This is a genomic window from Mumia xiangluensis, assembly GCF_010994095.1.
GTDB classification, from domain to species: domain Bacteria; phylum Actinomycetota; class Actinomycetes; order Propionibacteriales; family Nocardioidaceae; genus Mumia; species Mumia xiangluensis.
This window is the reverse complement of record NZ_WJYO01000002.1, coordinates 385,860-412,723: the sequence shown is the minus strand read 5'-3', so window position 1 is coordinate 412,723 and position 26,864 is coordinate 385,860. Positions and strand designations below refer to the sequence as shown.

Below are 26,864 nucleotides of genomic sequence, written 5' to 3'. Positions count from 1 at the left end.
TCGCTGTGCCCCCATGAACGTAGGCAGGGTCAGTTACCCAACCATGACCCGTATGTTTCAGCCATGTTACGAAGTTCCGGCGCACAACGGGAGAGCGGGTCTGACGACCGCGTCAGGTCTCTCGGGGCCCCTGGGGCGTGCCGAGTAGAGTTGGCGCCGTGTCCACGACTTCCCCCGATCCAGCATCGTCGATGCCGGAGGTGGCCGGGATCGGCCGCCGTTTCCTCGCCCTGCTGATCGACTGGTTCGTCGCCCTGTTCACGGCGTCCCTCGTCACCGGGTCCCCGGCGTTCGGCGTCGGTGCGGTGAGCGGTTGGTGGACGCTGCTGGCGTTCTGGATCGAGGTCTCCCTCCTCGACGCGACGCTCGGGTTCTCGATCGGCAAGCGGATCGTCGGCATCTGCGTCGTCGGCCCGAACGCGCGCCCGATCGGGCTGCGGGCGTTCGTCCGGACCGCGCTGATCCTCCCGATCATCCCGCCGCTCATCCAGAACCACGAGGGTCGCGGGTTCCACGACGTCGTGGCCCAGTCGGTGATCACCTACATCAGGCCGCGCAACGCCGTCACGCCGCCGGTCGACTAGCGGCGCCGCGGTCGTTCACCCGCCGGTTCCCCGTCGGTCGACCCGCCGGCCGACCAGCCGTCACCCCGCCGGCCGACCAGCCGTCGACCCGCCGGCCGACCAGCCGTCACCCCGCCGGTCGACCCGCCGGGTTCCCCGCCGGTCGAGGCGCGAAGCGATCGAGACCCTCAGCGGCCCTGCATCATCTTGCGCGAACCCTTGGCGCTGGTCGGCACCGGGCCCCGCGGGATCGGCGCCTGCGGACGCATCGCGTCGAGGGCCTTGAGCTTGTTGATGATGGGCGTGATCTGAGCCGGCTTGAGCGCGCGCTTCGACTTGCGGATCGTCGCGACCAGCTTCGGGAGGGGCACCTCGCCCTTGTCGGTGTCGCGGCCGACCACGATCGTCGAGATCGGGACCTCCTCGCCGACGATGCGCGCAGTCTTCTTGCGCTCGACCGTCAGCAGGTTGCGGACCCGGTTGGCGTTGCCCTCGCCGACGAGCACGATCCCCGGGGGACCGACGACACGGTGCACCACGTCCTGGCTCTTGGTGAAGGCGACCGCCTGGTCGACCTTCCAGCCGCGCTTGAGCATCCCGAGCGCGCCGGCACCTGCGCCCACCTGGCCCTCGACCTGCGAGTACGCGGCCTTCTCGGCTCGACGTCCGAAGACGATCAGCGCGGCGAGGATGCCCGTGAGCAGGGCGAGGAGCGACATGAAGACGATGCCGAGCAGGCTGCCGCTGCCGCCGAGGAGCCAGCCGAGGGCGAAGACGAGGCCGCCGGTGACCAGGAACCACGCGAGCAGGCGCAGGCCGATCGTACGGTCGGAGCGCTTGGTGATCTTGTAGGCGGACCGGATCTGCGCGATGCGACCCTGCGGCGGCGAGTCAGGAGTGGACATGGCTCCCAGGGTACGCGGTCGCCGACCGTGGCGGACCGTCAGGCCGTGGCAGTCGTGCGCGCCTCGATCGCCTGCTTGTAGAGGCGTCCGGCGCGGTACGACGAGCGGACCAGCGGGCCGGAGAGAACCCCGGCGAACCCGATGTCCTCGGCCTCCTGGCCCATCTCCACGAACTCCTCCGGCTTGACCCACCGCTCGACGGGGTGGTGCAGCGGCGAAGGACGCAGGTACTGGGTGACGGTCAGCAGCTCGCAGCCCGCGTCGTACAGGTCCTGCATGGCCTGGCTGATCTCCTCGCGGGTCTCGCCCATGCCGAGGATCAGGTTGGACTTCGTCACGAGCCCGTACGCCCGGGCCTGGGTGATCACGTCGAGCGAGCGCTCGTAGCGGAACGCCGGCCGGATTCGCTTGAAGATGCGCGGGACGGTCTCGACGTTGTGCGCGAGCACCTCGGGGCGGGAGGCGAAGACCTCCTCGAGGAGCTCCGGGATGCCGTTGAAGTCCGGGATGAGGTTCTCGACGCCCGTATCGGGGTTGAGCTCGTGGATCTTGCGGACGGTCTCCGCGTACAGCCAGGCACCGCCGTCGGGAAGGTCGTCGCGGGCCACGCCGGTGATCGTGGCGTAGCGCAGGCCCATCGTGCGGACGCTCTCGGCGACGCGGCGGGGCTCGTCACGGTCGAGGGCGGCGGGCTTGCCGGTGGCGATCTGGCAGAAGTCGCAGCGGCGCGTGCACTCCTCACCACCGATGAGGAAGGTGGCCTCGCGGTCTTCCCAGCACTCGTAGATGTTGGGACAGCCCGCCTCCTGGCACACCGTGTGCAGGCCCTCGGACTTCACGAGCTGCTTGAGCTCGGTGTACTCGGGGCCCATCTTGGCGCGGGTCTTGATCCAGTCCGGCTTCTTCTCGATCGGGGTCTCGGCGTTGCGAGCCTCCAGCCGGAGCAACTTGCGTCCTTCGGGTGCGATCGTCACGTCCACCACCCTACGTGCCGGGTGGGGAGCACCGGGGACGGGTCAGGCGAGGTGCGGTGCGAGACCGTACGTCACCGCGCCCGCCGCGGCCGCCTGACCGAGGTCGGGGCTGACCGTGAACGGCTCCCAGGCGAGGAGGTCGCGCAGGTGGGGCTCGAGGGCGTCGGCAACCTCGGCGGTGCTCACCCGCCGGTCGAGCTCCAGCGACAGGGACGTGACCCCGGCGTCGGCGATGCCGCAGGGCACGATCTTCGCGAACCAGTCCATGTCGACGTCGCAGTTGAGGGCCAGCCCGTGCATCGTGACGCCGCGGGCGACCCTGATGCCGAGCTGGCCGAGCTTGCGCTCGGGGCCGCGGTCGTCGGCGGCGATCCAGACGCCGGAGCGCCCGCCGACGCGTCCGCAGGTGACGCCGAGGTCGCTCACCGTCCGGATCATGGCCTCCTCCACGCGGCGTACGTAGTCGACGACGAGGACGTGGGCGGGCAGCGCGACGATCGGGTAGCCGACCAGCTGGCCGGGGCCGTGGAAGGTGATGTTGCCGCCGCGGTCGATGTCGACGACGCGGCTGCCGTCGGTCGGACGCTCCCAGCCCTCGGTGCGGGTGCCGGCGGTGAAGACCGGTGCGTGCTCGAGGAACAGCACGACGTCGTCCCCGACCCCGGCTGCGCGCTCCGCGTGGAGCTCGCGTTGCAGCGCCCACATCTCCTCGTAGTCGGTCCCCTCCGAGCCGAGCCCGATGCGGCGGATCTCCAGTGCGCTCACGTCCGCCACCCTAGTACGGGCCTGTGGACGACGGACGCGCGCGACCGGCGGTCCCGGGCATGCTGGCGCGATGGACCCTGTGAGCCTGGCGTGCGCGGCGATCGCCGTGGCGGGTGCGACGACGCAGAGCGCGGACTGGATGGACCGGCTGGACGTCCTTGACGACAGCCGTTCCGCGGCGTTCGTCCGAGCCGACCCGAGCCTGCTTGACGACGTGTACGCCGCGGGCGGCCGGTTGCGCGACGACGACGCGGCGATGATCCGCCAGTACGCCGCTCGCGGGCTCGAGATCGAGGACGTCCGCTTCGACGTGCTGCGGTTCGGCGTCCTGCAGGCGAGCGAGCGGCGAGCGGTGCTTCGGGTGGTGGACCGCATGCGTCCGGTCCGCGTACGCCGCGCAGGGGGTGCGTGGCGCGCGTTGCCGAGCGATCGCCCGACGGAGCGGCGGATCGTTCTCGTCCGTACGCCGCTGGGCTGGCGCATCTCCGCCGTCGAGCGGCTCGCGGGCTGAGGTTCGCCGGCGCTCGGCGCCCGACGACCTGGCGCTCAGTGCCTGGCCAGCGCCGTCGCGACGATGTCGTCGACGGTCCGGTCCGCGAAGACGTGGCCCTCGGCCTCGAGACGGGCCGGCACCGCCCGCAGCGACCCGAGGGCGAGCGCCGAGAGCCCGCCGAGCGCCGCGCGCATCGCGAACGCAGGCGCTGGCACGATCGACGGCCGGTGCAGCGCACGTGCGAGCGCCCGGGTGAACTCCGCGTTCGTCGCGGGCTCGGGGGCGACGACGTTGTACGGGCCCGACGCGTCGTCGGTCTCGGCCAGGTGCACGATCGCAGCGAGCCAGTCCCGCAGGCTGACGACCGCGAAGTACTGCTGGCCGGACCCCAGCCGCCCGCCGATGCCCAGCCGCAACGGGATCGCGATCACCCGCAGCAGGCCGCCCGACGCGTCCAGCACCGGCGCCGTACGGATGAAGCAGACCCGTGCGCCTGCCTCCGCCGCCGGCGCTGCAGCCGCCTCCCAGCGCTCCACCACGTCGGCGAGGAAGCCCGGAGCGCGGGTGCTGTCCTCGTCGAGGAGCGTGCTGCCCTGGTCGTCGCCGTAGGCGTTGATGCCGCTCCCGCTGAGCAGGACCGGGGGAGTCTGCGACCGGGCGATCGCCTCGGCCAGCGTGCGCGTCGGCGCGACGCGCGAGTCGAGGAGCTCGCGGCGGTACGCGGGGGTCCACGGCCAGTGCGCGATCGGTGCACCCGACAGGTTCACGACCACGTCGGAGTCGTCCACGACCTGCTGGTCGACCTCTCCGGCGGCGGGGTCCCAGGAGACCTCGAACGGCCCCTCTGCCGGGCGCCGCACCAGTCGGACGACCTCGTGGCCCCGCTCGCGCAGGTGCGCGGCCAGGGCGGTGCCGAGGAAGCCGGACGCCCCGGAAAGACAGAACCTCATGCGCCCATCCTCACGGGCGCACGAGGTTCTGTCAGGAGGCGGTCCTGGCCGCCGGGATCAGCTGAGCTCGGCCTCGAACGCACCCTCTTCGAGGCGCTTCTTGACGGTCGTCAGGAAGCGGCCCGTGTCGGCGCCGTCGACCAGGCGGTGGTCGTACGTCATCGGCAGGTACGCCATCGACCGGATCGCGATCGACTCGTTGCCGTCGGCGTCGGTCACCACGACCGGCTTCTTCACGACCGCACCGGTGGCCAGCATCGCTGCCTGCGGCTGGACCAGGATCGGCGTGTCGAACAGGCCGCCGAAGCTGCCGATGTTGGTGATCGTGAACGTGCCGCCCGACAGCTCGTTCGGCTTGATGTCACCGCTGCGGGCACGCGACGCGAGGTCGTCGATGCGCTGGGCGAGGCCGGCGAGGCTGAGGTCGCCCGCGTCGTGGACCACGATCGACAGCAGGCCGCGCTCGGTGTCGACGGCGATGCCGAGGTTGATCGCCGCGTGGTACGTGATCTCCTTCGACTCCTCGTCGTAGGAGGCGTTGACGTTCGGGTGGGCCTTCAGCGCCTCGACCGTCGCCTTCGCGATGAACGGGAGGAACGTCAGCTTGACGCCCTCGCGGTCGAGGAAGGCCGCCTTGTGCTTCTGGCGCAGCGCCGCGACGCGGGTGAGGTCGACCTCGTGCACCTGGGTCAGCTGCGCCGCGACCTGGAGCGACTCCTTGGTCTTGATCGCGGTGAGCTGCCGGATGCGGTTGGCCTTCTTGACCGTCCCCGCGAGACCCGACACGTCGGGGCCGCTCGCGGCCGCAGCCGGAGCAGCGGCAGGTGCTTCGGCAGCAGCACGGGCCTTGGCTGCCGCGTCGAGGATGTCCTGCTTGCGGATACGGCCGCCCACGCCGGTGCCCTCGACGTCGTCGAGGGAGACTCCCTCGCGCTCCGCGAGCTTGCGGACGATCGGGGTGACGTACTGGCGTCCGTCGGGCTTGACCGCGCTCGGCGCGGCGGCAGGTGCTTCGGCGGCGGCCGGGGCCGGCTTCTCGGCCTGAGGCGCCTGCTTCGGCTCAGCGGGTGCCTGCTGCTGCTCCTGCTTCGGCTCCGGCTCCGGCTCGGGTGCCTGCTCCGGCTCGGGTGCTGCCTCGGGCTCGGGTGCCTGCTCGGCCTCCGCCTCGGGAGCGGAGTCCTTGGACGGGGCAGCGCCACCCGCCGCCCCGATCAGCGCGAGCTGCCCGCCGACCGCGACGGTCTCGTCCTCGGCGGCGGAGATCTCCAGGAGCGTGCCGGCGACGGGCGACGGGATCTCGGTGTCGACCTTGTCGGTCGAGACCTCAAGGAGCGGCTCGTCGACGGCGACCTCGTCGCCGATCTGCTTGAGCCAGCGGGTGACCGTGCCCTCGGTGACGCTCTCGCCGAGCTCGGGCAAGGTCACGGGAGTCGCCTCGCCCTGGGGGGCGTCGTCAGCGGGGGCGGCGTCGTCCGAACCGGCCGGGGCTCCACCGTCCTGCTCGGCGGCCACAGCAGGGGTCGTCTCGTCGCCCTCCGGGGTGCTCGCCTCGCCGGCAGGCTCCTCGGGAGCCTCCTCGGACGGCGCGGCGGAGTCCTCGGCGGGTGCCTCTTCGGCAGACGCCTCCTCGGCCGGTGCCTCTTCGGCAGGCGCTTCCTCGGCGGGTGCCTCCTCAGCCGGTGCTGCGTCGCCGGTGGACTCGCCCTCCTCACCGATGGTGGCGAGGACGGCGCCGACCTCGACGGTCTCGTCCTCGGCGGCGGAGATCTCCAGCAGGACGCCGGCGACGGGCGACGGGATCTCGGTGTCGACCTTGTCGGTCGAGACCTCGAGGAGCGGCTCGTCGACGGCAACCGTGTCGCCGATCTGCTTCAGCCACCGCGTGACGGTGCCTTCGGTGACGCTCTCTCCGAGCTCTGGAAGCGTGACGGGCGTTGCCATGGGTTGACCCCTGTCTGATCTCAGGCGTGTGCGTGGAGTGGTGATCCGGCGAGAGCCAGTGCGGCCTCACCGAGTGCTTCGTTCTGCGTGGGGTGGGCGTGGACGAAAGCGGCGACGTCTTCGGGGAAGGCGTCCCAGTTCACCCACAAGGATGCCTCGCCGACCTGCTCGCCCATCCGCGACCCGATCATGTGGACCCCGAGGACGGGGCCGTCGACCTCACGGACGACCTTCACGAGGCCCGCCGAGCGGAGGATCTGGGACTTGCCGTTCCCAGCGAGGTTGTACTCGTACGTCGCCACGCCGGCGTCGCCGTGCGCGGCGCGGGCCTGCGCCTCGGTCAGGCCGACCGAGGCGAGCTCGGGCTCGCAGTAGGTGACTCGGGGGATTCCGCTGTCGACGACCGGCTGCGGTGCGCGCCCCGCGATCTCCTCGGCGACGAAGAGGCCGTGCGCGAAGCCACGGTGCGCGAGCTGCAGGCCGCGAACGACGTCGCCGACGGCGTACACGCCCTCGACCGACGTCCGCAGGTGCTCGTCGGTGACGACGAACCCGCGGTCGAGGTCGATCCCGTGGTCGGCGAGGCCCAGGCCGTCCGTGCGGGGACCGCGGCCGACCGCGACGAGGACCAGGTCGGCCTCGAGCGTCTCGCCGCCCTCGAGCGAGACGTACGCGGAGGTGTCGTCCTGCTTGACGCCCGTGATGGCCGTGCCGGTGCGGAAGGCGATCTTGCGCTTGCGGAAGGCACGCTCCAGCTGGACGGAGAGGGCCTCGTCCTCGAGCGGCACGAGGTGGGGGAGGGCTTCGACGATGGTGACCTCGCAGCCGAACGAGCGCCACACCGATGCCAGCTCGACGCCGATGACGCTGCCGCCGACCACGACGACCCGCTGGGGGAGCTCTGCGAGGGCGAGTGCGCCGTCCGAGGTCACGACCCGGCCGCCGATCTCGACGCCGGGGATCGTGCGGGCGTACGAGCCGGTGGCCACGACCAGGTTGCGTCCGGTGACGACCGAGTCACCGACCGCGACAGACCGCGGCCCGACGAGGCGGCCCGTGCCTTCGACCACGTCGATGCCGGCGCCGCGGACCAGACCCTGCAGCCCGCGGTAGAGACGGTCGACGACACCCTCGCGGTAGCGGGCCACCGCGGCGAGGTCGACCCCGTCGTACGTCGCGCGGACACCGAACGCGGAAGCCTCGCGGGCTGCGTCGGCGACCTCGGCGGCGTGCAGCATCGCCTTCGTGGGGATGCAGCCCTGGTGCAGGCACGTTCCACCGAGCTTGTCGGCCTCGACGAGGGCGACGCTCAGGCCGAGCTGGCGGGCACGGAGGGCGGTCGCATAACCCCCGCTCCCTCCACCGAGCACCACGACGTCGTGGTCGTGGGGGGCGGGCTGGGTCACGGATTGCCTCCAGGTGGTGAGGGCGGCGAGATCTTCGCTGCCTGCTGCCGACCTCATCTTGTCACTGCGCATCAGGCGGCGCACACAGTGGGGCGCTACCCGTCGGTACGGCAGACTGGAGGAAGATCGCCGCAGCGACAACCTCGCTCACAAGCCGCAGGAGCACACTCGATGGGCCTCTTCCGACGCAAGAAGCAAAACCGCACACGCGGTGGCGCCGTGGTCTCCGACCGCGCATCGGACAGCGCCGACCGCGCGCATCTCGAGAAGTTCGTCGACTCCCGCATCGGCGTCGAGGGGTTCGTGGAGCCCCCGACGGCGGTGTCGCAGGTGACGCTCCTCCTCGTCGCGAAGGACGGCGAGTGGACCCGCCGCCGCGTGCCGTCGGCGGCGTGGGCGCACGAGTTCGGCAACAAGCACCGGGTGCCGACGTACGACGCGGGTGTGGTGGGCTACCCGCAGCGGATGCGCGAGTACAACCGCCGCGTGGCCGCCGAGCGCAAGCGGCGCGACCGCGAGGCCCAGGCCGGGGACTGACGGCCGTCGGGCGGGGCTCGCCGGGCCGCGCCGGCCGCGGGCGTCAGCCGACGCGGCGCCCGAGCTGCTCCGCGACGCCGATCAGCGTGCGTACGCTCATGCCCGTGCCGCCCTTCGGCACCTCGTCGTAGGCGCCGGCGTCGTTGAACGCCGGGCCCGCGATGTCGAGGTGGGCCCACGTCGTGTCGCCGACGAACTTCTGGAGGAATGCCGCCGCGAACAGTGCGCCGCCGGCCGGCTTCGGGTTGTGCTGACGCACGTCGGCGATGTCCGAGCTCGTGACGCGCGCGGTGACCTCCTCGGTGATCGGCAGCGGCCAGAACGACTCGCCGGCCACCTCCGCCGCGTCGAGGATCTGCTGCCGGAGCACCTCGTCGTTGCCGAGCACCGCCGCGGTGCGGTCGCCGAGCGCCACCATCGCGGCGCCGGTCAGCGTCGCGACGTCGATGACCACGTCCGGCTTGGCCTCGACCGCGACCACGAGCCCGTCGGCGAGGACGAGGCGGCCCTCCGCGTCGGTGTTGTGGACCTCGACCGTGGTGCCGCCGCGGATCGCGATGACGTCGCCCGGACGCATCGCCGTACCGCTCGGCATGTTCTCGGCCATCGACGCGATGCACGTGACCTGGATCGGCAGCTCGAGCGCGGCGATCGCCAGCGTCGCGGCAACCACCGACGCGGCACCGGCCATGTCGCACTTCATCGTCATCATGCTCGCGCCCGGCTTCAGGCTGAGACCGCCCGAGTCGAACGTGATCCCCTTCCCGACCAGCGCCAGGTGGGCGGCGGGCTTCTTGGGCTTGTACGTGACCTGGACCATCCGGGGCGGGTTGGCCGACCCCTGCCCGACGCCGAGGATGCCGCCGCACTCCTCCTTCGCGAGTCGCGCCTCGTCCCACACGGTGACCTTGACGCCCGTGGCGCCGTCCGCCTTGGCGATCTCGCTGACGCTGTCGGCGAAGGCCGCCGGCGTCAGGTCGCCGGGACCGGTGTTGACCCAGTCGCGGACGCGGTTGACGGCCGTCGACGTCGTCTGCGCGGCCTCCAGCGCCGCGAGCGCGCTGGTGTCGCGGGACAGGCGGGTGAGGATCACGATGCCGTTGGGCCGGTCCTCGGCGGCCTGCTTCGCGTCGTCGGTCGTCCGGTAGCGGTCGAAGCGGTACGCGCCGAGCTTGACGCCCTCGGCGACGGCCCGCACCGCGTCGGCGTCGGCCGTCGGGAGGGCGTATGCGACCGTCGACGCGTTGTGGACGGCCTTGATCGCCTTGGCCGCCGCCTTGCGGAGGTCGGTGGTCGTCGGCTCGGCGTCGAGGCCGACCGCGACGACGACGGCGGCCTTGATCGCACCGCCGGACGGGAGGACGGCGACGTCGCCCTTCTTGCCCTTGAACCCGAGCGCGGTCAGCGTGGGCCTGAACGAGCGCCCGAAGGCCTTGCTCACGCCGTCTGCGGGCTCGATCGCCTTGAGGTCACGCCCGACGCCGATGACGACGACGTCGGCACGGGTGGTCGTCGGCGACGCGGAACTGAGGGTGAACGCGGGCTCTGCGGTCTTCGGGGCCATGCGTGTCACCCTACCGACGCTCGGGATAGGTTTCCTGGCATGACGCTCGCGCACTCACCGCTGCACGCACGCCACCTCGAGCTGGGAGCCAAGCTCGCCGAGTTCGGCGGGTGGGAGATGCCGCTGGAGTACGCCGGCGGCGGCGTCCTGGCCGAGCACAAGGCCGTCCGTGAGGGAGTCGGCGTGTTCGACGTCAGCCACCTCGGCAAGGCCACCGTCACCGGGCCGGGCGCCGCCGCGTACCTCGACCGGTGCCTCACCAACGCGCTCGACCGCATCGGGCCCGGGCAGGCTCAGTACACGCTGTGCTGCGACGACGACGGTGGCGTGGTCGACGACCTGATCGTCTACCTGCGCGACGCCGACGACGTGCTCCTCGTCCCGAACGCCGCCAACACGGCGGAGGTCGTACGCCGGCTGGTCGAGCGTGCCCCCGACGGTCTGACCGTCACGGACCGCCACCACGACTTCGCCGTCCTCGCGGTGCAGGGGCCCCGCAGCGACGAGACCCTCGCGGCGATCGGTCTGCCGGTGTCGCACGACTACATGTCGTACACCGAGGCCGAGCTCGGCGGAGCCACGATCACCGTGTGCCGCACCGGCTACACCGGCGAGCGCGGCTACGAGCTCGTCGTCCCCGCCGCATCCGCCGTGGCGGCGTGGGACGCGATCATCGCGGCGGGAGAGCCGTACGCCGTCCGCGCCTGCGGCCTCGGCGCCCGTGACACCCTGCGGACCGAGATGGGCTATCCGCTGCACGGCCAGGACCTGTCGCGCGAGATCTCGCCCGTGATGGCTCGCCTCGGCTGGGCCGTCGGCTGGGACAAGCCGGAGTTCTGGGGGAGGGACGCGCTGCTGGCTCAGCGTGAGGCCGGCACGGTGCCGCTGCTGCGCGGGCTCGTCGCCTCGGGCCGCGGGATCGCACGCCCGCACATGGCGGTCGCCGCCGGCGGCACCACGGTCGGCGAGGTCACCTCGGGGACGTTCTCGCCGACGCTGCGCAAGGGCGTCGCGCTGGCGCTGCTCGACCGCTCCGTCGCGGTGGGCGACGAGGTCACCGTCGACGTCCGAGGCCGGACGGAGACGTTCGTCGTGACCGCGCCGCCGTTCGTCCAGTCGTCCACCCGGTAGCCCGGCTGGCTAGGCTGCTCCCATGGTGTGGACGTGGCGTTTCGAGACGGCCGACGGATCCGCTGTCTCCCCGCAGGACGACGGCGGCACATTCGCGAGCCGTGGCGACGCGGAGTCGTGGGTGGGGGAGTTCTACCCAGACCTGGCCGACCAGGGTGTCGACCAGGTCTCGCTGCTGGAGGACGGTCAGGTCGTCTTCGGCCCGATGTCCCTCCACCCCTGAGGGATCAGTAGGAGTCGCCGCGGTTGACCTGCGGCTTCGGCAGCCGCAGCCGGCGGATCTGCGTGCTCCGCATGATCGTGTACGTCGTGACGCCGCGCGTGCTCGCGTCCGGGTAGCGCGCCGCGACCTCGCGCTTGACCCGGCGCACGAGGAAGATCGAGTCGACGATCGCGCCGACGATGGTGACGACCCACAGCAGGTAGATCGCGCTGACCGCCCACGGCGCGCGGATCAGGCTCACCAGCAGGATCACCACGAGCACCGGCATCAAGTACTCGCCGACGTTGCGGCGCGAGTCGACGACGTTGCGCGCGAGCGCCTTCACCGGACCCTTGTCACGGGCCGGCAGGTAGCGGTCGTCACCGGTGTTCATCGCCTCGCGGACCTTGCCGCGCTCCTTCGCGCGACGGTCACGGTCGGCGCGGGCCAGGTCCTTGCGCGTCGCGGGCGTCTTCAGAGCCGCCTTGCGCGCCGCCTCGGCCTCCTTGCGGGTCGGGGTCGGTCGACCCTTCCCGTCAGGCTTGGCCTCGGTCGCGGGCTGCGCGGCCGCGGGGGTCTCGGTCTGGTTCTTGCGTGTGAACACTGATGCCTCAGTCGTCAGGTGCGTGCCACGGGCGCAGGACGCGCACGAGCACGCCAGGTGCGGTCACGGGTGTAGTCGAGCCTACCTGCCTGCCGGCGGTGCCAGAAGACGGTGGCTGCCATAAGAACGTCGGTGCCCGTAAGGTGGTGGGAACAGCGATCTTGGTGAAGGGGACAGACTCCACGATGGGCATCATGAAGCGGATGGGCATGGTCTTCCGCAGCAAGGCCAATGCAGCGCTCGACAAGGCGGAGGATCCGCGCGAGACGCTCGACTACAGCTACCAGAAGCAGCTCGAGCTGCTTCAGAAGGTCCGCCGTGGGGTCGCCGACGTCGCGACCAGCCGCAAGCGGGTCGAGCTGCAGATCAACCAGCTGCAGCAGCAGTCGACCAAGCTGCAGGACCAGGCCAAGAAGGCACTTGCCGCGAACCGCGAGGACCTCGCCCGGGAGGCGCTGACGCGACGCTCGGGTCTCGATCAGCAGATCGCGGACCTCCAGTCGCAGCACGCGTCCCTGCAGGCCGAGGAGGAGAAGCTCACCCTCGCGTCCAAGCGGCTGCAGGCCAAGGTCGAGTCGTTCCGGACCCGCAAGGAGACGATCAAGGCGACCTACACGGCCGCCGAGGCCCAGACGCGCATCACCGAGGCGTTCTCGGGCATCTCCGAGGAGATGGGCGACGTCGGTCTCGCGGTGCAGCGTGCCGAGGACAAGACGGCGCAGATGCAGGCTCGTGCGGGAGCCGTCGACGAGCTGCTCGCCTCCGGCGCTCTCGACGACGTCACCGCCGGCCCGAACGACGACATCAGCCGCGAGCTCGACGCCCTCGCATCGGCGTCGACGGTCGACTCCGAGCTGGAGGCCATGAAGCGTTCGCTCGGCACGGGCGCCGACAAGCCGGCCCTCGGGGCGGGCGAGGCCGCGCCGGACGCCGTGGCCGAGGAGAAGCGAGAGGGGCAGGCGTGATCGTACGCATCATGGCCGAGGGCCAGTTCGAGGTCGCCGACGAGGCGCTCGACCAGCTCAACAGCCTCGATGACGCCGTCGAGAGCGCCGTCGCCAACCATGACGAGGAGGCGTTCGGCGATGCGCTGGCCAGCCTCCTCGACGCCGTGCGCCAGATCGGCAAGGAGGTGCCCGACGAGGAGCTCGTCGAGTCCGACCTCGTGCTGCCTCCCTCCGACGCGTCGCTCGCTGAGGTGGAGGACCTGCTCGGCGCCGACGGCTTCATCCCGGGCTGACACAGATCCACACCGTTCCCGCCGCCGGTCACCCGGCGGCGGGAACGTGCGAGCCCTCCCAGGCGTTGAACTCATTGGCGGCCGCCCACCTGCAGCTCGCGGCCGGAAAGAGGAAGCATGTCCAAGACCCGATTCCGCAGCGATGCGGGTCTGACGCGCCGGATCGGCGTGGTCAGCCTCGGTCTCGTGGCGCTCTACCTGGCGTTCGGCGCCGTGCTGATCACCGTGATGCCGAGCGCCCTGATGGCCGCCGTGGTGGTCGTGGCGCTGGCCTGGGGCCAGTGGTACTTCTCCGACAAGCTGGCGCTCGCGTCGATGCGAGCGCGGATCGTGACGCCGGAGCAGGCGCCGGAGCTGCACGCCATGATCGACCGGCTGTGCGCTCTCGCGGACATGCCCAAGCCGGCGGTGGCGATCGCCGACACCGACCTCCCCAACGCGTTCGCGACCGGGCGATCGCCGAGCCACTCGGCGGTCTGCGTCACGACGGGCATCCTCAAGCGGCTCGACGCCGAGGAGCTCGAGGGCGTCCTGAGCCACGAGCTCGCCCACGTCGCACACCGTGACGTCTCCGTCATGACGGTGGCGTCCTCCCTGGGCCTGCTGGCCGGCTTCCTGATCCGCTGGGCGCCGTTCCTGGGCAACAACCGCGACCGCAACAACAACGGCGCCCTGATGTTCCTCGTGGTGTGGATCGCCAGCATGGTCGCCTACTTCATCAGCTTCCTGCTGACCCGTGCGCTGTCGCGCTACCGCGAGCTCAGCGCCGACCGAGCCGGCGCCTACCTCACCGGCAAGCCGTCGGCGCTGGCGTCCGCCCTCATGAAGATCACCGGCGAGATGGGCCGCATCCCGAGCAAGGACCTGCGCGAGGTCGAAAACATGAGCGCGTTCTTCTTCGCCACGCCGGCCTTCTCCCGCGACTCCCTCGCCGGCCTGATGAGCTCTCACCCGCCGGTGGAGAAGCGCATCGACCAGCTCGCCCGGATCTCCGCCGATCTCGGCCGACCCCTCTGACCGCGATGGGATTCTGGGATGCCCTGATGGGCCGCTCGAAGCCGCCGCAGGCCGACCTCGACGCGTTGTTCGCACTGCCGTCGGCCGCGCTCACCCTGGAGGCCGCGGCGACGATCAAGCCGACCGGTGTCGGGGCCGTCTGCTACCGGCAGAGCGAGGGTGCGGCGTTCAGCACGATGCAGTCCGACGTCTCCGAGCTGCTCGACGCCGACGGCGGCCCGAAGGTCGAGCGCACCGTCGACCCGTACGGCTTCACGTGGCTGGTCGTCCAGCACGACCCCGAGGACGTCGGCGGGCTGGTGACCGACCTCCACGCCGTGAACAGCACGCTGGTCGACAACGGGTTCGGGCCTCACCTCCTCTGCTCCGTCGTGGACTTCGCGACCGCAGAGGGTCGTCCGCTCGGACTCGTCTACCTCTACAAGCGCGGCACCTTCTACCCGTTCGCCCCGGCCGGTGAGCCGCGACGCGACAACGGCCTCGAGCTCCAGGTGCGCGGCATCGTCGCCGACGAGCTGCCGATCGAGAAGGACCTGTCGCGCTGGCTCGCGATCTGGGGCGCTCCGGGGCTCGAGCGCGGCACTCGGTAGATTCGGCCATGGCGCCCGAGACGGCCCGGGCGCGTCGCCAGCCCCGCATCCCAAGGATCCCCATGAGCATCTCCACCCTGGATCGTGACGCCCTCGGTTCGCTGCTGTCGGAGCAGCGCGCCGCCTACGAGGACCTGCGTGCGCGCGGGCTGACGCTCGACCTGACGCGGGGCAAGCCGTCGCCCGAGCAGCTCGACCTCTCGCAGCGGCTCCTGGCGCTGCCGGGTGAGGGCGACTTCCGCGCCGCGGACGGCACCGACACACGCAACTACGGCGGGCTCGACGGCCTGGTCGAGCTCCGCGAGATCTTCTCCGAGCTGCTCGGCATCCCGGTGCCGCAGCTGCTCGCCCAGGGCAGCTCGAGCCTCACCCTCATGCACGAAACCCTGGTGTGGGCGATGCTGCACGGCTTCGCCTCGTCCCCGCGCCCGTGGGCCGCGGAGGAGACGGTGCGCTTCGTGTGCCCCGTCCCCGGGTACGACCGCCACTTCGCGCTGCTCGAGTCGCTCGGCATCGAGATGGTCCCCGTCGCGATGAACGCCGACGGCCCCGACGTCGAGGCGATCGCCGCGCTCGTCGCGGACGACCCGACGATCAAGGGCATGTGGCTGGTCCCGACCTACGCCAACCCGACCGGCGGCGTCACGTCGCCCGAGGTCGCCGCACGGCTGATGGCGATGCCGGCGGCCGCGCCGGACTTCCGGGTGTTCTGGGACAACGCGTACGCGGTGCACCACCTCACGACCGACGAGACGAAGAGCGCCGATGCGCTGTCGCTGGCGTCGGCCGGCGGCCACCCCGACCGGGTTCTGGTCTTCGCCTCGACCTCGAAGATCACCTTCGCGGGTGCGGGCGTCTCCTTCTTCGGCGGCTCGCCGGCCAACGTCGCGTGGTTCAAGGGCCACCTGAAGTTCGCGTCGATCGGCCCGGACAAGGTCAACCAGCTGCGCCACGTGCGCCTCTTCGGAGACGCGGACGGCGTGCGGTCGCTGATGCGCCAGCACCGGGAGCTCCTCGCGCCGAAGTTCGCGGTCGTCGAGGACGTGCTCGCCGCGAGGCTCGCCGCATTCGACGTGGCGACGTGGACGCAGCCCCAGGGCGGCTACTTCGTCAACCTCGACGTCGTCGACGGCACTGCCGCGCGCGTGGTCGAGCTGGCCAAGGCCGTCGGTGTCGCGCTCACCCCCGCCGGCTCCTCGTTCCCGTACGGGGCCGACCCGCGCGACCGCAACATCCGGATCGCGCCGTCGTTCCCGTCGCTGGACGATCTCAGGGCGGCCATGGACGCGCTGGCGACCTGCGTCCTGCTGGCAGCGGCCGAGAAGGCCCTGGCCTGACGATGCGGGTCCTCGTCGCGCCCGACAAGTTCGCGGGCACGTTGAGCGCGCCCGAGGCGGCCCGTGCCATCGCCGAGGGCTGGTCGCGTGTGGCTCCGGACGACACCACGGTGCTCGTCCCGATGTCGGACGGCGGTCCAGGCTTCGTGGACGGGCTGCACGCCAGCCTGGGCGGCGAGGTCCGGACTCTGCCCGGTGTGCGGGGCCCGCTCGGGGTGCCCGTCGACGCGCCCCTGCTGCTGGTCGACGGCCCCGGCGGCAGCCGTACGGCGTACGTCGAGTCCGCGACCGCCTGCGGGCTGCACGTGGAGCAGCGGCGCAGCCCCGAGGACGCCACGACCTACGGCGTCGGCGAGCTGGTCGCTGCGGCGCTGGACGCCGGAGCGACCTCGATCGTGGTCGGTCTCGGCGGCAGTGCCACCACCGACGGCGGCGCCGGCCTGCTTGCCGCCCTCGGCGCGCAGTCCGACGTCCCCCTCGACCGCGGGCCCGCCGGACTCGTCGGGGTCACCTCGGTCGACCTGTCGGCCGTCCGCGAGCGGCTGGGCAACGTGACCCTCGTGGCTGCCACCGACGTACGCAACCCGTTGCTCGGGCTCCTCGGGGCCGCGCGGACGTTCGGGCCGCAGAAGGGCCTCGACGACAGTGCCGTCCTCCGCGTCGACGGCATCCTGGACGCGTTCGTCGTCGCCGTGTGCGGGAGCGAGCCGGCCCGGCGCAAGGTTGCCGACCTGCCGGGCGCCGGCGCCGCCGGCGGGCTCGGGTTCGCCCTCCAGGTGCTCGGGGCGACCGTCCAGCCTGGGGTGTCGATGGTCGCCGACGCCGTCGGGCTCGGCGACCACGCACGCGCGTGCGACCTCGTGCTGACGGGGGAGGGGGCGTACGACGTGACCTCCCGCGAGGGAAAGGTCGTGTACGGCGTCGCCCAGGTCGCCGGAGCGGCGCTGCGGCCCTGCGTGGTGCTGGCCGGGAGGGTGCAGGTCGGGTCCCGCGAACGCCGTGCGATGGGCGTCGAAGCCGCGTACGCGATGGTCGACGTCGTCGGCGAGGACGTTTCGCTGGCCCGGCCGGAGGAGTCGCTGCGGCGCCTCGCCGAGAGGGTCGCTCGCACCTGGTCCGACCGGTGAGCGCCACGTAGGCTGTTCAGCGGGTACGGCAGTGCGCCACGGTCGGCGTATCGTGGTGCCGTACGGTGGAATGAGATCGCGAGACCGCGCGTTCGAGTTGTCAGTGCATGCCAACCGGGCGGCCCCGCACCAGAGAATTCGGGAGAACAGATGACCGTGCAGAGCACCGATGCCAACGAGACCCTCGCCGGTGTCAACCTCACCGACGGCGCTGCGGCCAAGGTGAAGAACCTCCTCGACCAGGAGGGCCGTGACGACCTCGCGCTCCGCATCGCCGTGCAGCCGGGCGGTTGTTCCGGGCTGCGCTACCAGCTCTTCTTCGACGAGCGCACGCTCGACGGCGACGAGACCCGCGAGTTCGACGGCGTCTCGCTGGTCGTGGACCGCATGAGCGTCCCTTACCTCCACGGCGCCACCATCGACTTCGTCGACTCGATCGAGAAGCAGGGCTTCACGATCGACAACCCCAACGCGACCGGTTCCTGCGCCTGCGGCGACTCGTTCCACTGAGCCCCACCAGGCGGCACCGCCGCTGACGTCACGACGGCCGTCCAGATCTCTGGACGGCCGTCGTCGTCCACCCCTAGGCTCTGCGCGTGCGTCCCCTCCGCTCCCGGGCACGCGGGCTGCAGCTCCTCACGGTTGCGCTCGGGCTCTCCCTCCTCGGCATCTTCGTCCCCGCCGACGCCGACGACCCCACTCCCGTCCCGCGGCGCCCTCCGGGGCCGACCCGCGTCATGCTCGCCGGCGACTCGATCACACAGGGCCGTGCCGGCGACTTCACCTACCGCTACTGGCTGTGGCGCGGGCTGCGCGACGCCGGTGCCGACATTGACCTGGTCGGTCCGCGCCAGGACCTGGCCCAGGGCAGCACGAGCTACCTCGACCCGGGGTTCGACCGGGACCATGCCGCGCTGTTCGGGTCGAAGACGGCATACCACCTCCTGCTGGTCACCGACGAGATCAGGACGTACCGCCCCGACGTCGTCGTCCTCATGATCGGCTTCAACGACCTCCGGGTCCGCTCGCCCGAGGAGACGGCGGCCAACGTCCGGACGTACGTCGAGCGCGTCCGCGCCGCCGACCCCGAGGTGGACCTCGTCATCGGCCAGGTCACCACCGGGATGTCGCTCAGCAGCGGCGTGGAGCTGCTCCCGAACGAGACCAGCACGCTCAACGCGCTGCTGGCCGAGGTCGTCGACGAGCTGACCACCTCGCGGTCGCAGGTCGTCCTCGCCCGGACCGCCGAAGGCTGGGAGCCGGGCATCCACACCTGGGACGGGGTCCACCCGACTCCCACCGGAGAGACGCGGATCGCGCAGCGCATGGGCGACGCCCTGGTGGACGTCGGAGCGGTCCCGGCGCACCCGGTGATCGACCGCGCCGTGCCCTGGCCAGCGACGTACGCGGTGAGCGGGGTCGGGCGCAACCGTCGGATCACGCTGTCGTGGGACGGGACGCTCGTCGACGGCTGGGCGGGCCGGGTCCGCTACCGCCTGGTCGCGCCGGAGGCGGGCCCCTGGAGGACGACGTCGTGGGCGGCTGGGAGCAGCCGCACGCTCCGGCACCTGCGGGCCGGGGGCACGTACGAGCTCCAGGTGCAGGCCCGTCGCCGCGCGATGATCGGAGGCTGGTCCGCGGCCGTCCGCGTGGAGGCCGAGGGCAGGGTGCCGCGCGCGGTCCGCCGTACGACGGTCGTCTGGCGGACGAAGCGGCTACGCGTCAGGTGGCGCGAAGCCGCCGCGGCGTCGACGTACACGGTCGCGTACCGGACCCGCACGCGCCGTGGGACGTGGACGGCCTGGCGGACCACCACCCGCGCGCGCAGCATCGCCCGGCTGGCGGTGCCGCGGCGGGCGGCACGCGTGCAGGTCCGGATCACCGGGCACAACGGCTACCTCGCCGGGAGGGCCCGCACCGTCCGTTCCGTGCGTCCACGCTGACGGCCTCTCTGGCCCGCACCCACCACCCCGACTATCGTGGGCGCGCACGCGTCCCCATTCGAGGAGCTCCGTTGAAGATCGCCGTTTCCGGTTCCATCGCGAACGACCACCTGATGACCTTCGCCGGGCGGTTCTCCGACTCGCTCGTCGTGGACCAGCTCGACAAGATCTCGCTGTCGTTCCTCGTCGAGGACCTCGAGGTGCGCCGCGGGGGCTGCGGCGCCAACATCGCGTTCGGCCTGGCAGCGCTCGGAGAGGAGCCGGTCCTGATCGGTGCGGTCGGCGAGGACTTCGACGACTACCGCTCGTGGCTGGAGCGCCACGGCGTCGACTGCTCCGGCGTGCACGTCTCCGAGAGCAAGCACACAGCCCGGTTCGTGTGCACGACCGACGCGTCACAGGCCCAGATCGCGACCTTCTACGCCGGCGCGATGGCCGAGGCCCGCGAGATCGAGCTCAAGCCGATCCACGACCGCGTGGGCGGCTGGGACATCGTCCTGATCGGCCCCGACGACCCCGAGGGCATGGTCCGGCACACCGAGGAGAGCCGCGCCCGCGGCTACCGGTTCGCCGCCGACCCCTCCCAGCAGCTGGCGTTCGCCGACGGTGCGCTGATCCGCAACCTCATCGACGGCGCCGCGTACCTCTTCAGCAACGAGTACGAAGCCGCCCTGACGGAGAAGAAGACCGGCTGGAGCGCCGCCGAGATCCAGGAGCGGGTGGGCACCCGCGTCGTCACGCGCGGCGCCGAGGGCGTGAGCATCTACGAGGCGGACGGCACCGTGGTCGACGTGCCCGCGCTCGCCGGCATCACCGCCGTCGACCCGACCGGCGTCGGAGACGCCTTCCGGGCAGGCTTCCTGGCCGGGCTCGGAGTCGACCTGCCGCACGAGCAGTGCGCCCAGCTGGGCTGCACGCTGGCCGCCAGCGTCGTGGAGACCACGGGGACCCAGGAGTACCGCCTGGACCGAGCCGGTCTTCTCGCTCGCCTCCGGGCCCAGTACGGCGATTCCGCGGCGAGCATCGTAGACGACCGCCTGCCGCGGTTCTGAGGGGACCTCCGCCGGTCCCGGCAGTCACTCTGGAGTAGGGTGCTTCTGTTCGCAGTGAGGACGCCTGCCGTCGCGTACGGCGACGCTCGCGCACTGCGGTTGAGTCGATTCGAGCCAGAAAGGCGCCTGGTGGGTCTGGAACTCTTCGCGCGCGGTGAGCGAGCACAAGACGAGCGTCGTCGACCGATTCGGTCGAAGGCGCTCGGGCTCGGATCCGCCGTCGCCGCGATCGTGCTGCTGAGTGGTTGTTCCGAGGATGCCGAGAGCCAGTGGGAGCGCCTTGCGCTCCCCATCGGCGCGAGCGACCGGACCGAGTCGATGTTCGTGCTCTGGGTCGCGGCCTGGATCGCGTGCGCCGTCGTCCTCGTGCTCGTCCTCGGACTCATGTTCTGGGCGATGGTGCGCTACCGCCGCCGGCCCGGCAACGAGGTGCCGACGCAGCTGCGCTACCACCTGCCGCTCGAGGTCCTGTACACGGTCGCTCCGGTCATCATCGTCGCGATCTTCTTCGCGCAGACCGTGATCGCCCAGAACGAGATGCTCGAGAAGGTCGACGACCCCGACCACACGATCACGGTCGTCGGCAGCAAGTGGCAGTTCACGTTCAACTACCTCGACGAGGAAGCCACCGGCGGCGAGGACGTCTTCGACTTCGGCGACACCTCCGACCCGACCGAGCTCTGGCTGCCGGTCGACGAGTCGGTCCGCTTCGACCTCGTCTCGCCCGACGTCATCCACTCGTTCTGGATCCCGGAGTTCTACTTCAAGCAGGACGTCATCCCCGGCAAGATCAACTCGTTCGACGTCACCCCGACGCGCGAGGGCGTGTTCACCGGGCGGTGCGCCGAGCTCTGCGGGCTCTACCACACGCGCATGATCTTCAAGGTGCACGTCGTCTCGCGTGACGAGTACGACGCCCACCTCCAGAAGCTGCAGGCCGCCGGACAGATCGGTCAGCCCGAGGGCGGCGCCGAGGCGTACCGCATCGCGGGTCTCGCCGAGGCGAAGAAGGCCGCAGCGCACGAAGAGAACGGAGAGGACGAGTGACCGCGGTCGCAGAGCCCCAGACCGGAGCGGCGCCGGAGACCCCGGCCCCGAAGCCCCTGGGCAAGCGCGTCGTCGCCCTGCTGACGACGACCGATCACAAGCAGATCGGCACGATGTACCTCGTGTCGTCGTTCGTGTTCTTCCTGATCGGCGGCATCCTCGCCCTGCTGATCCGCGGGGAGCTCGCGGCACCGGGCACGCAGATCGTCGACGAAGAGACCTACAACCAGCTCTTCACGATGCACGGCACGATCATGCTGCTGATGTTCGCGACACCGCTGTTCGTCGGGTTCGCCAACTGGATCATGCCTCTGCAGATCGGCTCGCCGGACGTCGCGTTCCCGCGACTCAACATGTTCAGCTTCTGGCTGTTCCTGTTCGGCAGCTCGATCGCCGTCGGCGGCTTCTTCGTCCCCGGCGGTGCCGCCAGCTTCGGCTGGTTCGCGTACGCCCCGCTGTCCGACGCCGTGAACTCTCCCGGCGTGGGCGGTGACATGTGGGTGCTCGGCCTCTACATGTCCGGTCTGGGCACCATCCTCGGTGCCGTGAACTTCGTGACCACGATCTTCACGATGCGCGCCCCGGGCATGACGATGTTCCGGATGCCGATCTTCACCTGGAACATCCTCGTCACGAGCCTCCTGGTGCTGATCGCCTTCCCGATCCTCGCCGCCGCGCTGCTTGCGCTCTTCGCCGACCGCCAGCTCGGTGCCCACGTCTTCGACGCGGCAACGGGAGGCCCGGTCCTCTGGCAGCACCTGTTCTGGTTCTTCGGGCATCCGGAGGTCTACATCATCGCCCTGCCATTCTTCGGCATCGTCAGCGAGATCCTGCCGGTCTTCAGCCGCAAGCCGATCTTCGGCTACATCGGCCTGGTCGCGGCGACCCTGACGATCGCGGCGCTGTCGGTGGCGGTGTGGGCGCACCACATGTTCGTGACCGGCTCGGTCGACCTCGCGTTCTTCTCCTTCATGACGTTCCTGATCGCCGTCCCGACCGGCGTGAAGTTCTTCAACTGGATCGGCACGCTGTGGGGCGGGTCCATCAGCTTCGACACGCCGCTGGTGTTCTCGTTGGGCTTCCTGACGACCTTCCTCTTCGGTGGTCTGACCGGCGTCATCCTGGCGTCGCCCGCGCTGGACTTCGCGCTCTCCGACTCCTACTTCGTCGTGGCTCACTTCCACTACGTGGTCTTCGGCACCGTCGTGTTCGCGATGTTCGCCGGTTTCTACTACTGGTGGCCGAAGTGGACCGGGCACATGCTCAACGAGCGTCTCGGCAAGATCCACTTCTGGCTGCTCTTCATCGGCTTCCACCTGACGTTCCTGGTCCAGCACTGGCTGGGCGTCGAGGGCATGCCGCGCCGCTACGCCGACTACTCGCCGGCCGACGGCTTCACGGTCCTCAACCAGGTGTCGACGATCGGCGCGATCGTGCTGGCCGTCTCGACGCTGCCGTTCTTCTACAACGTGTGGATCTCCCGGAACAACCCGCAGGTCGGCGTCGACGACCCGTGGGGCTGGGGACGCTCCCTCGAGTGGGCGACCTCCAGCCCGCCGCCGCGGCACAACTTCACGTCGCTGCCGCGCATCCGCTCCGAGAGCCCTGCGTTCGACCTCCACCACCCGGAGCTCTCGCTGCTGGAGCACGTCGACAACGACCTCGACTCCCCGCTGGCCGACGCCCCGAACCTGTCCGGTCACGAAGAGGCGCTGTCCGAGCAGATCACCAAGGATCAGGAAGGTGACAACCAGTGAAGGCAGAGGCGTGGATCATCGCGTCGGTCTCGGTCTTTCTCGTGATCGTGACGCCGATCTACTGGATCGCCTCCGGTGATCCGACCGGCACGACGGCACTGGTCATGGCGGCCCTCCTGGGTCTGCTTCTGACCTTCTTCCTCGCGGTGGTCGCGAAGCAGATCCCGGCTCGCCTCGAGGATCGCGACGACGCCGAGATCGCGGAGGGAGCCGGCGAGTATGGCTTCTACCCTCCGTGGAGCTGGTGGCCGCTGTGGGCGGCCCTGGCGTTCGGTGCGATGATCCTCGGTGCGATCTTCGGCTGGTGGCTCTTCGCCATCGCTACGCCGTTCGGCGCGATCGCGCTGTGCGGCTGGGTCTTCGAGTACTACCGCGGTCTCTACGCGCACTGATCCCCGGTACGACACGCCTACGGCCTCATTTGGGTGGCGATTGCTACCCTTTGAGGCCGTACGTGTGTTTCAAGGGGGATCATGAAGCTTCAGGGACGTCAGCTCGTGCTGCACGGAGGACGCCGGTGGGCCGGTGTCCTCGTCGTGGCCGCGCTCGTAGCGGGCTGCAGCGCCGCCGGCGCGGGCGGTTCGGATGACGACCCTTCCGGCTCCAACGACGGCGGAGGCTCGGCTGCCACGTCGGAGGCCCCGACTCCCAAGACCGTCGTCACGGTCAACGTCGACGACGGTGCGGTCGATGTCCCGGTCGACACCGCGGTGAGCGTTGGCGCGTCCGGCGGGACTATCACGGCGGTGAGCGCCCACTACGGCAAGAAGGCCACCCCCAAGAACGCCGTGAAGGGCGAGCTGGCGGCCGACGGCAACACCTGGGCAGCCACGGGACTCCTGGAGCCCGGCAAGCGCTACACGGTGGCTGTGAGCACGCGTGACGACGACGGCAGGACCCAGACCGTCACCCGGACCTTCCGCACGCAGGATCTGAGCCTGGACCAGCAGGCGTACGCCTCGATCGCTCCGACGGACGGCGCCACGGTCGGGGTCGCGATGCCGATCATCGTCCGGTTCGACATCCCGGTGACCCGCCGCGCGGACGTCGAGAGGCGCCTGACCGTCACCTCGACGCCCCAGGTCGAGGGCACGTGGAGCTGGGTCAGCGACTCGGAGGTCCACTACCGGCCCAAGAAGTACTGGCCCGCGGGGACGAAGGTGAAGGTCCACGCCGGCATCAACGGCGTACGCACCGCCAAGGGCACCTGGGGTCAGGAAGACCGGGATACGTCCTTCAAGGTCACCGATCGCGCCGTGACGACTGTCGTCGACGTCTCCCGGCACAAGGCGACCGTCCGGATCAACGGCAAGGTCGCGAGGGTGCTGCCGGCCACCACCGGCAAGTCCGGCTTCCAGACCCGCAACGGCACCAAGGTCATCATGGAGAAGTACCCGGTCAAGCGCATGGACGCTGCGACCACGGGGCTCTCCGAGGACGACCCCGAGTACTACAACATCGAGGACGTCCGCTGGGCGATGCGCGTCACGAACTCGGGCGAGTTCATCCACGCTGCTCCGTGGTCGGTCGGCTCCCAGGGGGCCGCCAACGTCAGCCACGGGTGCACCGGCCTGAGCACGAGCAACGCCGCGTGGCTCTACAGCGTCTCCCACATCGGCGATCCCGTGAAGTTCGTGAACTCCGCACGCAAGGTGCTCGAGCCCCAGAACGGCTGGACCGACTGGAACATCTCGTACGCCAAGTTCGCGAAGGGCTCCGCGCTCTCCTAACCGCGAGTCACCCTTCCCGGCTCGCGAGCCACCCTTTCCGGCTCGCGAGTCACCGATTCCGTGGCCGTGAACCACCGTTTGTGCGCGACGAGCCACCCTTTCCGTGACTCGCGGGCCCCAGACGGCGACTCGCGGGCCCCAGACGGTGACTCGCGGGCCCCAGACGGTGACTCGCGGGCCCCAGACGGTGGCTCGCGAGGGGGAGGCGGCGGCTCGCGGGCGAGGGGAGGGGACGGCGAAGGCCCCGCCCCCCGGTGGGGGAGCGGGGCCTTCGTGGAGCGTCGGCTCAGTGCTGCTTCGGGACGCCCGTCTCGCTGACGCCGGAGAAGTCGTCCGGGAAGTCGTGCGGCGGGTAGACGTCGTCGTGGAAGTGGTGAGCAGCGTCCTCCACCTCGAAGCGCGTCGGCTTGTCGACGTCGTGGGCGTAGAAGAACCGCTTCGCCCAGGCTCGCAGGCGTGCCTTGCGGCCGTCGGGGTTGGCGACCCCGTTCTCGTCCTCCGACACCGGTGCGGTGAGCTCGGGGACCCGCGGCCGTGCCGTGAGTGCGAAGGCCTTCTCCGGCGGCAGCGGCGCGTGCGCCTCTGCGTAGGAGCCCTCGGCAGAACGGACGATGATGCCGGTCTCGTAGCCGTGGAGGATCGCGTCGTTGTCCTTGCGCTGCAGGCTGATGCAGATGCGGCGCGTGACGATGAACGCGATCACCGGACCGACGAAGACCAGGACCCGTGCCATCCAGGTGATCGTGAAGATGTCCAGGTTGAACTTCAACGCGATGATGTCGTTTCCGCCGGCGATCCAGCAGACGCCGTAGAACGTCATGCCGGCGACGCCGAACGCCGTACGGGTCGGGGCGTTGCGCGGACGCTGGAGCAGGTGGTGCTCCTTCTTGTCGCCCGTCACCCACGACTCGAAGAACGGCCAGATCGCGAGCACCGTGAAGAGGATGCCCATCAGGAGAACAGCCGGGATGAAGACGTTCAGGGAGATCGTCTGTGGACCGATCGTGAACTCCCAGTTCGGCATGATGCGCACCGCACCCTCGACCCAGCCCATGTACCAGTCGGGCTGGGAGCCCGCCGTGACCTCAGAGGGGTTGTACGGGCCGTACGCCCAGATCGGGTTGATCTGGAGCGTCGCCGCCATCAGCGTCGTGAAGCCGAAGACGACGAAGAAGAAGCCGCCGGCCTTCGCCGCGTAGACGGGGAGCATCGGGTAGCCGACGACGTTCTTCTCGGTGCGTCCGGGCCCAGGCCACTGCGTGTGCTTGTGGTAGACGAGCAGCACCATGTGGGCAGCGATCAGCCCCAGGAGTAGGCCTGGCAGCAGGAAGATGTGCGCCATGTAGAGGCGCGCGATGATCAGCTCACCCGGGAACTCGCCGCCGAACACGAAGAACTCGATGTAGGTGCCGACGACCGGGATCGAGCGGATCAGGCCGTCGACGAAGCGAAGACCCGTGCCGGACAGGAGATCGTCCGGCAGCGAGTAGCCGGCGAAGCCCTCGATCAGACCGATCGCGAAGAGGCCGATGCCGATGAGCCAGTTGAGCTCGCGCGGCTTGCGGTATGCGCCGGTGAAGAACACGCGCAGCATGTGGGCGATGATCGCCGCCATGAAGAGCGCCGCGGCCCAGTGGTGGATCTGCCGGACCAGCAGGCCGCCCCGGATGTCGAACGAGATGTTGAGCGTCGATGCGTACGCCTGGGACATCTCGAGCCCGCGCAGCGGGTCGTACGACCCGTCGTAGGGCACCTCCGCCATGCTCGGCTGGAACCAGAACGTCAGGAACGTGCCGGTGAGCAGGAGCACGACGAAGCTCCAGAGGGCGATCTCGCCCAGCAGGAACGACCAGTGGTCGGGGAACACCTTGCGGATGTTCTTGCGCACCAGGCCGGCGAGGCCGATGCGGTCGTCGAGCCACTCGACGGGACCGGCGGCCTTCTTGCCGACGCCGGTGTCCTTGAGGGGCGTTGAGGTGGTGCTCATGG

The 26,864-nt window shown here is 70.6% G+C and carries 27 protein-coding genes; 18 read left to right on the top strand and 9 right to left on the bottom strand.

Annotated features, from left to right (window positions below):
* Positions 1-158 precede the first annotated feature (158 nt).
* Positions 159-584 (top strand): RDD family protein, encoded by a 426-nt coding sequence (locus tag GH747_RS08105; RefSeq protein ID WP_149769072.1) that lies wholly within the window; start codon positions 159-161, stop codon positions 582-584.
* A gap of 167 nt (positions 585-751) precedes the next feature.
* On the opposite strand, the gene GH747_RS08100 is transcribed toward GH747_RS08105, so the two are convergent.
* From GH747_RS08100 to lipB, 3 genes are read right to left on the bottom strand one after another with little or no spacing between them, the layout of a single operon-like run.
* Positions 752-1,468, bottom strand: a complete 717-nt coding sequence (locus GH747_RS08100; RefSeq protein WP_149769071.1) for a DUF4191 domain-containing protein — start codon at positions 1,466-1,468, stop codon at positions 752-754.
* A gap of 38 nt (positions 1,469-1,506) precedes the next feature.
* Positions 1,507-2,442: a lipoyl synthase gene (gene lipA, locus GH747_RS08095; RefSeq protein ID WP_149769070.1), complete on the bottom strand. Its 936-nt coding sequence runs from the start codon at positions 2,440-2,442 to the stop codon at positions 1,507-1,509.
* 42 nt (positions 2,443-2,484) lie between these two features.
* A complete protein-coding gene (gene lipB / locus GH747_RS08090; protein WP_228552833.1) occupies positions 2,485-3,207 on the bottom strand; it encodes a lipoyl(octanoyl) transferase LipB in 723 nt (240 codons plus the stop codon).
* Between the two features lie 70 nt (positions 3,208-3,277).
* Here lipB and GH747_RS22225 point away from each other — a divergent pair, with 70 nt between their 5' ends.
* Complete coding sequence (locus GH747_RS22225; RefSeq protein ID WP_228552832.1) at positions 3,278-3,718, top strand: hypothetical protein; 441 nt, start codon at positions 3,278-3,280, stop codon at positions 3,716-3,718.
* A gap of 35 nt (positions 3,719-3,753) precedes the next feature.
* Here the strand turns inward: GH747_RS22225 and GH747_RS08080 are convergent, their stop codons facing one another.
* From GH747_RS08080 to lpdA, 3 genes are read right to left on the bottom strand one after another with little or no spacing between them, the layout of a single operon-like run.
* Positions 3,754-4,650: a TIGR01777 family oxidoreductase gene (locus GH747_RS08080; protein ID WP_149769068.1), complete on the bottom strand. Its 897-nt coding sequence runs from the start codon at positions 4,648-4,650 to the stop codon at positions 3,754-3,756.
* 57 nt (positions 4,651-4,707) lie between these two features.
* A complete protein-coding gene (gene sucB, locus GH747_RS08075; RefSeq protein ID WP_149769067.1) occupies positions 4,708-6,591 on the bottom strand; it encodes a 2-oxoglutarate dehydrogenase, E2 component, dihydrolipoamide succinyltransferase in 1,884 nt (627 codons plus the stop codon).
* A gap of 20 nt (positions 6,592-6,611) precedes the next feature.
* Positions 6,612-7,997 carry a dihydrolipoyl dehydrogenase gene (lpdA, locus tag GH747_RS08070; RefSeq protein ID WP_228552831.1) on the bottom strand — a complete coding sequence of 462 codons (1,386 nt, stop codon included), beginning with the start codon at positions 7,995-7,997 and terminating at the stop codon, positions 6,612-6,614.
* Between the two features lie 171 nt (positions 7,998-8,168).
* Between lpdA and GH747_RS08065 the strand changes: the two genes are divergently transcribed.
* Positions 8,169-8,534 (top strand): hypothetical protein, encoded by a 366-nt coding sequence (locus GH747_RS08065; protein WP_149769065.1) that lies wholly within the window; start codon positions 8,169-8,171, stop codon positions 8,532-8,534.
* 43 nt (positions 8,535-8,577) lie between these two features.
* Here GH747_RS08065 and GH747_RS08060 read toward each other — a convergent pair whose 3' ends face one another.
* A complete protein-coding gene (locus tag GH747_RS08060; protein WP_149769064.1) occupies positions 8,578-10,098 on the bottom strand; it encodes a leucyl aminopeptidase in 1,521 nt (506 codons plus the stop codon).
* Between the two features lie 39 nt (positions 10,099-10,137).
* Between GH747_RS08060 and gcvT the strand changes: the two genes are divergently transcribed.
* Together gcvT and GH747_RS08050 are read left to right on the top strand one after the other, a co-directional pair.
* Positions 10,138-11,229, top strand: a complete 1,092-nt coding sequence (gcvT, locus tag GH747_RS08055; protein ID WP_149769063.1) for a glycine cleavage system aminomethyltransferase GcvT — start codon at positions 10,138-10,140, stop codon at positions 11,227-11,229.
* Between the two features lie 22 nt (positions 11,230-11,251).
* Positions 11,252-11,452, top strand: a complete 201-nt coding sequence (locus GH747_RS08050; protein WP_149769062.1) for a hypothetical protein — start codon at positions 11,252-11,254, stop codon at positions 11,450-11,452.
* Between the two features lie 4 nt (positions 11,453-11,456).
* Here GH747_RS08050 and GH747_RS08045 read toward each other — a convergent pair whose 3' ends face one another.
* On the bottom strand, positions 11,457-12,035 hold the full coding sequence (locus GH747_RS08045; protein WP_149769061.1) for a DUF3043 domain-containing protein: 579 nt from the start codon (positions 12,033-12,035) through the stop codon (positions 11,457-11,459).
* Positions 12,036-12,220: 185 nt separating this feature from the next.
* Here GH747_RS08045 and GH747_RS08040 point away from each other — a divergent pair, with 185 nt between their 5' ends.
* From GH747_RS08040 to GH747_RS07980, 13 genes are all read left to right on the top strand, one after another.
* Complete coding sequence (locus tag GH747_RS08040) at positions 12,221-13,000, top strand: PspA/IM30 family protein (protein WP_205602845.1); 780 nt, start codon at positions 12,221-12,223, stop codon at positions 12,998-13,000.
* Entirely contained in the window at positions 12,997-13,275 is a 279-nt protein-coding gene (gene pspAA / locus GH747_RS08035) for a PspA-associated protein PspAA (RefSeq protein WP_149769059.1), read from the top strand. Before GH747_RS08040 ends, pspAA begins: the two co-directional genes overlap by 4 nt.
* Positions 13,276-13,392: 117 nt before the next feature.
* The gene (htpX, locus tag GH747_RS08030; RefSeq protein WP_149769058.1) at positions 13,393-14,292 is read left to right on the top strand and encodes a zinc metalloprotease HtpX; all 900 of its coding nucleotides are present in this window, start codon (positions 13,393-13,395) and stop codon (positions 14,290-14,292) included.
* 5 nt (positions 14,293-14,297) lie between these two features.
* On the top strand, positions 14,298-14,882 hold the full coding sequence (gene pspAB, locus GH747_RS08025; RefSeq protein WP_149769057.1) for a PspA-associated protein PspAB: 585 nt from the start codon (positions 14,298-14,300) through the stop codon (positions 14,880-14,882).
* Between the two features lie 62 nt (positions 14,883-14,944).
* Positions 14,945-16,219 (top strand): aspartate aminotransferase type Ic, encoded by a 1,275-nt coding sequence (locus GH747_RS08020; protein ID WP_149769056.1) that lies wholly within the window; start codon positions 14,945-14,947, stop codon positions 16,217-16,219.
* A 2-nt stretch (positions 16,220-16,221) separates the two neighbouring features.
* Positions 16,222-17,346 carry a glycerate kinase family protein gene (locus GH747_RS08015; protein ID WP_149769055.1) on the top strand — a complete coding sequence of 375 codons (1,125 nt, stop codon included), beginning with the start codon at positions 16,222-16,224 and terminating at the stop codon, positions 17,344-17,346.
* Positions 17,347-17,496: 150 nt separating this feature from the next.
* On the top strand, positions 17,497-17,856 hold the full coding sequence (erpA, locus tag GH747_RS08010) for an iron-sulfur cluster insertion protein ErpA (protein WP_149769054.1): 360 nt from the start codon (positions 17,497-17,499) through the stop codon (positions 17,854-17,856).
* Between the two features lie 86 nt (positions 17,857-17,942).
* Positions 17,943-19,289, top strand: a complete 1,347-nt coding sequence (locus tag GH747_RS08005) for a GDSL-type esterase/lipase family protein (protein WP_149769053.1) — start codon at positions 17,943-17,945, stop codon at positions 19,287-19,289.
* A 71-nt stretch (positions 19,290-19,360) separates the two neighbouring features.
* On the top strand, positions 19,361-20,341 hold the full coding sequence (locus GH747_RS08000; protein ID WP_149769052.1) for a carbohydrate kinase family protein: 981 nt from the start codon (positions 19,361-19,363) through the stop codon (positions 20,339-20,341).
* Between the two features lie 129 nt (positions 20,342-20,470).
* Complete coding sequence (ctaC, locus tag GH747_RS07995) at positions 20,471-21,388, top strand: aa3-type cytochrome oxidase subunit II (RefSeq protein WP_228552829.1); 918 nt, start codon at positions 20,471-20,473, stop codon at positions 21,386-21,388.
* Complete coding sequence (gene ctaD, locus GH747_RS07990; protein WP_149769051.1) at positions 21,385-23,145, top strand: aa3-type cytochrome oxidase subunit I; 1,761 nt, start codon at positions 21,385-21,387, stop codon at positions 23,143-23,145. Before ctaC ends, ctaD begins: the two co-directional genes overlap by 4 nt.
* Positions 23,142-23,537: a cytochrome c oxidase subunit 4 gene (locus tag GH747_RS07985; RefSeq protein ID WP_149769050.1), complete on the top strand. Its 396-nt coding sequence runs from the start codon at positions 23,142-23,144 to the stop codon at positions 23,535-23,537. The genes ctaD and GH747_RS07985 overlap by 4 nt, the downstream gene beginning before the upstream one ends.
* Positions 23,538-23,618: 81 nt before the next feature.
* Positions 23,619-24,875 carry a L,D-transpeptidase gene (locus GH747_RS07980; protein ID WP_149769049.1) on the top strand — a complete coding sequence of 419 codons (1,257 nt, stop codon included), beginning with the start codon at positions 23,619-23,621 and terminating at the stop codon, positions 24,873-24,875.
* A gap of 286 nt (positions 24,876-25,161) precedes the next feature.
* Here the strand turns inward: GH747_RS07980 and qcrB are convergent, their stop codons facing one another.
* Positions 25,162-26,862: a cytochrome bc1 complex cytochrome b subunit gene (gene qcrB, locus GH747_RS07975; RefSeq protein ID WP_149769048.1), complete on the bottom strand. Its 1,701-nt coding sequence runs from the start codon at positions 26,860-26,862 to the stop codon at positions 25,162-25,164.
* Between the last annotated feature and the right edge of the window lie 2 nt (positions 26,863-26,864).